This is a genomic window from Desulfovibrio piger ATCC 29098 (assembly GCF_000156375.1).
GTDB classification, from domain to species: Bacteria; Desulfobacterota; Desulfovibrionia; order Desulfovibrionales; family Desulfovibrionaceae; genus Desulfovibrio; species Desulfovibrio piger.
On sequence record NZ_DS996359.1, the window covers coordinates 19,506 to 26,225 of the forward strand.

Sequence of the window (6,720 nt, forward strand, 5' to 3'; positions counted from 1 at the left end):
CGTCATCCCTGTCTGTGCGCAAGGCCTGTCTTCCCTTACGACACCATCCCGGCAGCCGAAGCACAAGCCAGGCCCCCGACCGGAGCTGTCTCTTCCTGCCCCGACTCGCAACGGCAGGCAGCCCATCCCGACTTCACAGGAAGACCACATGTCCGAAGACATCGTCATGATCGCAGCCCATAACCTGCAACTGCGGCGCAAGCAGGCAGGCTTCACCCAGAAAGAAGCGGCCCATTTGCTGGGACTGGAAGCCGAGACCGTCTGCCGCATGGAAAAAGGCCACAACCCGGTCAGCCTGAAACGCCTGCAACAATTCGCGGATCTGTACGACTGTACGGTCATCGACCTTTTGCAGCCGCCCAAAGCGTAGCCCCCAACCGGCAGGGACATCCCCTTCAGCCGGCCGCCACCGCACTGCCGGCATCTCACGAAACGCGCCCGGCATTTCCCTTGCCAACCGGACACGGGCCATACGCCGCCAGAAAACGAAACACGCTTTTGTCCTCCGATACGGGACAAAAGCGTGTTTCGTTTTTCGACAGCCATGACCGTCACATGATGATCGGCAGCCAAGCCCGCCACGAACCTCCCCAAACGGTAAAACGATATGAGGAGTGCAACGGTGATGTCTCCCTTATGGCGTGCGTGTTCTGTCAGCTCGCAAGAGGCATCTCCCCCAAGGGTGCCGCTTCTAGCCCTCTAGGCTCCAGCCCTGGCCCAGTTTGAGCTGTTCCCCGCCCAGGGCCTGCATGAGCGCGGGATCGTGGGTGGAGCAGACGATGGCCGCGCCTTCGGCCTGGCATTGGGCCACGGCGGCGGCGATGGCGCGGGCGCTGCGCACGTCCACGTTGGAGGTGGGCTCGTCCAGCAGCAGGGCGCGCGGACGCAGCACCAGGCGCGAGGCCAGGGCCACGCGCTGGCGTTCGCCGCCGGAAAGGGCGTTGGGCCCGCGGCGGCGCATGGCATCGGGATCATCGAAGCCCACCTGTCGCATAGCGGCCTGATAGGCTTCCTCCAGTCCGCCACGGCGGCCGCGCAGCTTCAGGCCCAGCACCACGTTCTCGAACACGGTGGTCTTGAGCAGATAGGGCTCCTGGAGCAGCAGGCTCACCTCGCGGCGCGGGTCCTCGCCGCCATGATAGATGATGCGGCCCTCGTCGGGCTCTTCCAGAAAGGCCAGCAGGCGCAGCAGGGTGGACTTGCCGCTGCCGTTGTAGCCCACCAGGGTCAGCACCTGACCGCTGTGGATGCGCAGCTCGTCCACGCCCAGGGCGGGCAGGTCCAGCGCGGTCACGCGGCCGTAACGGCGCACCAGCCCGCGGACTTCGTACAAAAGGCTCATATGCGCCCCCGGTGCTTGATGAAGGTCATGAGCACGTTGATGGCAAAGGCCATGAACAGCAGCACCAGGCCCAGCGCGATGCCTTGGGCAAACTCGCCCTTGCTGGTCTCCAGGGCGATGGCCGTGGTCATGGTGCGGGTATGGTAGCGCACGTTGCCGCCCAGCATCATGGCGATGCCCACCTCGGTGATGACGCGGCCGAAGGCGGTCAGGCAGACCATGGCGATGGCGAAGCGCACCTCGCACAGGCTCAGCCAGGCCAGTTGCAGGGGCCGGGCGCCCAGGGTCAGCAGGGTCTGGCGGCAGCGGGGGTCGAGGCCCTCCACGGCCTGGGCCACCCACGAGACCACGATGGGCAGGGCCAGCAGGGTCTGACCGATGGCCATGCCCGGCAGGGTGAAGAGCAGGCCCCATTCGCCCAGCGGGCCGCGATAGGTGATGAAGGCATAGACCAGCAGGCCGATGAGCACGGTGGGGAAGGCCAGCAGGGTGTCGGAGATGAGGCGCAAAAACTTTTTGCCGGGAAAATCACAATAGCCCAGGGCAAAGCCCATGGGCAGGCCCATGAGCAGCGATGCCGCCATGGCGTAGGACGTGGACACCAGCGTGGCCGTGATGGCCGAGAAGGTGGCGTCGTCCATATTGGCCAGCAGGGCGAAGGCCGCCCAGAAGCCGTTGACCAGATAGTCCATAGATCACCAGGAATGCGACGGAGGGAATCCGTGGAGGGAGGTCGAAAAACGAAACGGGGACGGCCCGGAGACCGTCCCCGCCAACGGACGGAAAAAAACGCTACTTGCCGGCGTTGGGGAAGAACAGCTGCTTGCCTTCCAGCTTGAACTCGGCGATGCGCTTCTGGGTGGAGGGGGCCACCCACCAGTCTTCAAACTTCTTGCCCAGGTCGGCCTTGGTCTTGGGGCACTGCTTGGGGTTCACGGTGATGACGCTGTACTGGTTGAACAGGGCCTTGTCACCTTCCACCACGATGGCCAGGGGGTTCTTGGCGCCCTGCTGGGCATTGAACTTGATCCAGGTGCCGCGGTCGGTCAGGGTGTAGGCGCTCTTTTCAGCGGCCATGTTCAGGGTGGCCATCATGCCCTGGCCGGCGGAGATGTAGAAGGCTTCCTTGTCGGGGTTGAGGCCGGACTGCTTCCACAGCTTGAGCTCGGCCTTGTGGGTGCCGGACTGGTCGCCGCGGCTCACGAAAGAGGCCTTCTTGTCGGCGATGGTCTTGAGGGCGGCGGCGGTGTCCTTGCCCTTGACGCCGGCGGGGTCGGCCTTGGGGCCCACCACCACGAAGTCGTTGTACATCACCTGACGGCGGTCGATACCGTGACCGGCCTTGACGAATTCCTTTTCAGCGGCGGGAGCATGCACCAGCAGCACGTCGGCGTCACAGTTCTTGGCGATCTCCAGGGCCTTGCCGGTGCCCACGGCCACCCATTTCAGCTCGATGCCGGTCTCTTTCTGGAAGGTGGGGGCCAGGAATTCCAGCAGGCCGGTATCCTGGGTGCTGGTGGTGGTGGCCATCATCAGCGTGTCGGCAGCCTGGGCCGGAGCGGCCAGGAAAGCGGCGGCCAGCACGGGCAGGAACAGTTTCTTCAGGTTTTTCATGATGCGACTCCTTGATTGGTTGATGATGCGCCGCCGGTTCGGAACGGCGGCCCCTTGCGGGAAATATCAGTCCAGACACAGGCGCGCGGCCCGTGACGGGAAATGGGCGTAGACTTTCTGGCCTTCGTAGATGCCCACCCGGAGCAGGCCCGGCGTCTCCACCGTGGCGCACAGGCGCGAGCCGTCGCCCAATTCCAGCGAGACGAAGGACTCCACCTGGTCCTGGTGGATGCTCTGCACCGTGCAGGGCAGGCAGTTGCCCATGCTGAGCGTGGCGCGGCTGCGCGAGAGCACGATCTGTTCCGGGTCCACCAGCACGGTGACCACCTGGTTGGCGTGGATCTCCATATGCACGAACTGGCGCGTGCTGCACTGCACGCCCAGGCGCATGTCGCCGAAGGTGCGCACGCTCACCGAGGCCATGCGCATGCCCACGGAGATGTCCTCCACGATGCCCAGAAAGGAATTGCAGAGCGGGTCCGTGCCGGACGAGGGCCCCAGGGTCTTGTTCTGGACCATGCGCCGCGCGGCGCCGTCGGAGAAGTTGAGGAAGGCCGCGATCTGCGAGGCCTTCTGCTGGCCCAGGAACTTCTGCACCAGGTTGACCGGCACATGCAGGTCCAAAAGCTCCAGCCCGCGGGCGTAGCGGATGGCACGCGGCCCCACCATGGCCCTGTCCAGGCCCAGCGGCCGGGCCACGGCATAGAAGCTCTTGCGGATGAAGCCCTGGTCAAAGCGCAAAAAATCCCTGCCCATGCTCTCGGCCTCGGGCAGGCTCAAGATGCGGCGCACATGGCGCATGGCGCTCAGGGGCAGCAGCACGTCCCGGCTGTTGGGGCCCGGAATATGCACCATGCCGGTCACGGTGTCCACATCCTTGCGGGCGTCCAGCTCCAGCGCCTCGCCCAGGCGCAGACCGCCGTAGCGCAACAACAGGAACAACAGATGCAGCCGGGCACGCGCCACCTTGCGCTGGGGCGTGCCGGCCTCGGCTTCCCACTGCTCCCAGCAGCGGGAAAGGGCTTCCAGTTTTTCTCGGGTCAGATGGGACACTGCGGGGCTCTCTTTACGGGCTGAACGTCTCGCGAAGACTGCGCAAGGCATACGACATTTCCCGGCTCTTGTCACGTTTTCGGCAGAATCAGGAATGATTTTTCCATGTTTTGGTGACCAATGTCCCCGGCCGCGGACATGTGGGGCCAGACAGCCGCCGGGCACGCGCCGGCCCTGCCCCCAGGATGGGTGGCAACACGGCCTGTCCGCTTTTTTCCGTCCCCCGCCTTGACACGACAGCTTTTATGGCCCTAAATAGCCGTGACACGGATTTTTGATTTGTAACACCAAACAGGCACGACCATCAGGCCGTCCGGAGGATGCCATGCCGCCCCTCATAGCCTCCCTGCTGCGCAAGCTGGCACTGCTGGTGCTGATGCTGCTGGCGCTCTCGCTGGCGGTCTTCTATATCTCGCGCCTGACGCCCGGCGATCCCCTGCAATCCTATTACGGCGATGCCGTGCAATCCATGAGCAGCGCCGAGCTGGACGCCGCCCGCCAGCGCCTGGGCCTGGACGGCCCCATCTGGGAACAGTACCGGCGCTGGGCAGGCAACGTGCTGGACGGCGACTTCGGCATGTCGCTCAAATACAAGCGCCCCGTGGTGGACGTGGTCCTGCCCCTGCTGGGCAACACCCTGCTGTTGGGCGGGCTGGCCTACGCGCTGGTCTTCGTGCTGGCCATCGCCCTGGCCCTGCTCTGCGCCCGTTTCGAGCACAGCGCCCTGGACCGCCTCATCTGCCGGGTGGGCACCACGGCCTACTATGTCCCGGCCTTCTGGCTGGGCGTGCTGCTGGTGCTGGTCTTCAGCGTCAATCTGGAATGGCTGCCCAGCAGCGGCGCCTACAGCTACGGCAAGGCCGGCGACATCGCCGACCGCGCCCGCCATCTGGTGCTGCCGCTGGCCGTCATGGTGGCCAGCCACCTGTGGTATTACGCCTACATGATCCGCAACAAGCTGCTGGACGAAGTGCGCCGCGACTATGTGCTGCTGGCCCGCTCCAAGGGCCTGGGCCGCACCCGCGTGCTCTGGAGCCACTGCCTGCGCAACGTCATGCCCACGGTGGTGGGCATCATGGCCATCTCCATCCCGCATGTGCTCAGCGGCACCTATGTGGCCGAGGCCGTGTTCAACTATCCCGGCATCGGCCTGCTGGCCATCTCCAGCGCCAAGTACCACGACTACAACCTGCTCATGCTCATGGTCCTGTTCACCGGGGCCATGGTCATCATCAGCAGCCTGCTGGCCCAGAGCATCAACGAGGCCATCGACCCACGCATCAAGAGCGGCGAGGTGGTCTGCTGATGGGCGATCCCCGTACGGCCTCCCATGCCGCCGTGACCCGGCCGGAGGAGGCCCTCCCCGACGATGCCTTCGAGCTGGTGGGCGCGGGCTGGCGGGAACACCGCCCGGCCCTGCGCCGCCCCGGCTGGCGGCAACGCCTGGCCCGTCTGCCCCTGCTGCCCCTGGGCCTGCTGCTCCTGCTGGTGCTGGGCTGTCTGTGCGCGCCCTGGCTGGCCAACCACGATCCCGCCGAGTTCTACCTTGCCGACCGCAACACCCCGCCCGGCAGCCGGTTCTTTTTCGGCACCGACTCCCTGGGCCGGGACATCTATTCCATCATCTGGTTCGGCGGCCGGGCCTCCCTGCTCATCGGCCTGCTGAGCGCCGCAGTCATCACCGTGCTGGGCGTGGCCTACGGCTGCCTGTCCGGCATCGCCCCGGCCCGTACCGACGCCCTGCTCATGCGCCTGGTGGAGCTCGTCCAGAGCATCCCCGTGCTGCTGGTGCTGCTGCTGGCCGTCTCCCTGCTGGGCCCCCAGAACGCCCTGAGCATCGCCCTGCTCATCGGCGTCACGGGCTGGTTCGCCCTGGCCCGCATCGTGCGCGGCGAGGTGCGCCAGATACGCCACTGCGAATACATCCTGGCCTCGCGCTGCATGGGCGGCAGCTTCGGCTGGATCATGCGCCGCCATCTGGTGCCCAATGTGGTCTCGGCCATCCTCTTCGTGGTCATCTCGGCCGTCAGCACCAGCATCGCCATGGAATCCACCCTCAGCTTCCTGGGCCTGGGCCTGCCGGTGGACGAACTTTCCTGGGGCAGCATGCTGGCCCTGGCCGACAAGGCCCTGTTGCTCAACACCTGGTGGGTGATCCTCATCCCCGGCCTGTTCCTGGTGACGGCCCTGCTCTGCATCACCAGCCTGGGGCACCACTTCCGCCGCAACAGCGTCCGGGGCCCCAGCAATCTCTGAACACCGGCAGGCTCCGCCTGCCCCGGATACATCCGCCCGCATGCGGGCATCTTCGTTCCCCCGTCCGCCGTGAACCTTCAACCCGGGCCCCGGGCCCGCCGCCGAGGAACCTCGCCGTGAAACGATCCCTGCTGTCCTGCTGCCTGCTGGCCCTGGCCCTGCTGACCGCCCATCCGGCCCCGGCCGCCGACATGGCCAATACCCTGGTCTATGCCGGTGAGAACGAGGACACCATCAACCCCGTGCTCAGCCCCCATCAGGAACTGCCCACCATCATCTTTTCCGGGCTCATGAAGTTCGACGCCAAGGGCCTGCCCGTGCCCGACCTGGCCAAAAGCGTCGACTATGATCCCAAGACCCTGACCTATACCTTCCACCTGCGCGACGGGGTCAAATGGCACGACGGCACGCCCTTCAGCGCCCGGGACGTGGTCTACACCTACACGGCCCTGACC

At 65.7% G+C, this 6,720-nt stretch carries 8 protein-coding genes; 4 read left to right on the forward strand and 4 right to left on the reverse strand.

What is annotated here, in order from left to right; all coding sequences use genetic code 11:
* Positions 1 to 148 precede the first annotated feature (148 nt).
* A complete protein-coding gene (locus DESPIG_RS06845; RefSeq protein ID WP_050760288.1) occupies positions 149 to 370 on the forward strand; it encodes a helix-turn-helix domain-containing protein in 222 nt (73 codons plus the stop codon).
* A 321-nt stretch (positions 371 to 691) separates the two neighbouring features.
* On the opposite strand, the gene DESPIG_RS06850 is transcribed toward DESPIG_RS06845, so the two are convergent.
* From DESPIG_RS06850 to DESPIG_RS06865, 4 genes are all read right to left on the reverse strand, one after another.
* Positions 692 to 1,342 (reverse strand): ABC transporter ATP-binding protein, encoded by a 651-nt coding sequence (locus tag DESPIG_RS06850; RefSeq protein ID WP_006006692.1) that lies wholly within the window; start codon positions 1,340 to 1,342, stop codon positions 692 to 694.
* Entirely contained in the window at positions 1,339 to 2,034 is a 696-nt protein-coding gene (locus DESPIG_RS06855; RefSeq protein WP_006006694.1) for an ABC transporter permease, read from the reverse strand. The genes DESPIG_RS06850 and DESPIG_RS06855 overlap by 4 nt, the downstream gene beginning before the upstream one ends.
* 100 nt (positions 2,035 to 2,134) lie before the next feature.
* Entirely contained in the window at positions 2,135 to 2,956 is an 822-nt protein-coding gene (locus DESPIG_RS06860; RefSeq protein WP_006006696.1) for an ABC transporter substrate-binding protein, read from the reverse strand.
* Positions 2,957 to 3,022: 66 nt separating this feature from the next.
* Positions 3,023 to 4,009, reverse strand: coding sequence for a TOBE domain-containing protein (locus tag DESPIG_RS06865; protein ID WP_006006698.1), 987 nt, complete (start codon positions 4,007 to 4,009; stop codon positions 3,023 to 3,025).
* Positions 4,010 to 4,334: 325 nt separating this feature from the next.
* Here DESPIG_RS06865 and DESPIG_RS06870 point away from each other — a divergent pair, with 325 nt between their 5' ends.
* The 3 genes from DESPIG_RS06870 to DESPIG_RS06880 form a co-directional block, all read left to right on the forward strand.
* Positions 4,335 to 5,315: an ABC transporter permease gene (locus tag DESPIG_RS06870; RefSeq protein WP_006006700.1), complete on the forward strand. Its 981-nt coding sequence runs from the start codon at positions 4,335 to 4,337 to the stop codon at positions 5,313 to 5,315.
* Positions 5,315 to 6,265, forward strand: a complete 951-nt coding sequence (locus DESPIG_RS06875) for an ABC transporter permease (RefSeq protein ID WP_006006702.1) — start codon at positions 5,315 to 5,317, stop codon at positions 6,263 to 6,265. Before DESPIG_RS06870 ends, DESPIG_RS06875 begins: the two co-directional genes overlap by 1 nt.
* 116 nt (positions 6,266 to 6,381) lie before the next feature.
* A partial coding sequence (locus DESPIG_RS06880; RefSeq protein ID WP_006006704.1) for an ABC transporter substrate-binding protein occupies positions 6,382 to 6,720 on the forward strand: 339 nt, incomplete at its 3' end.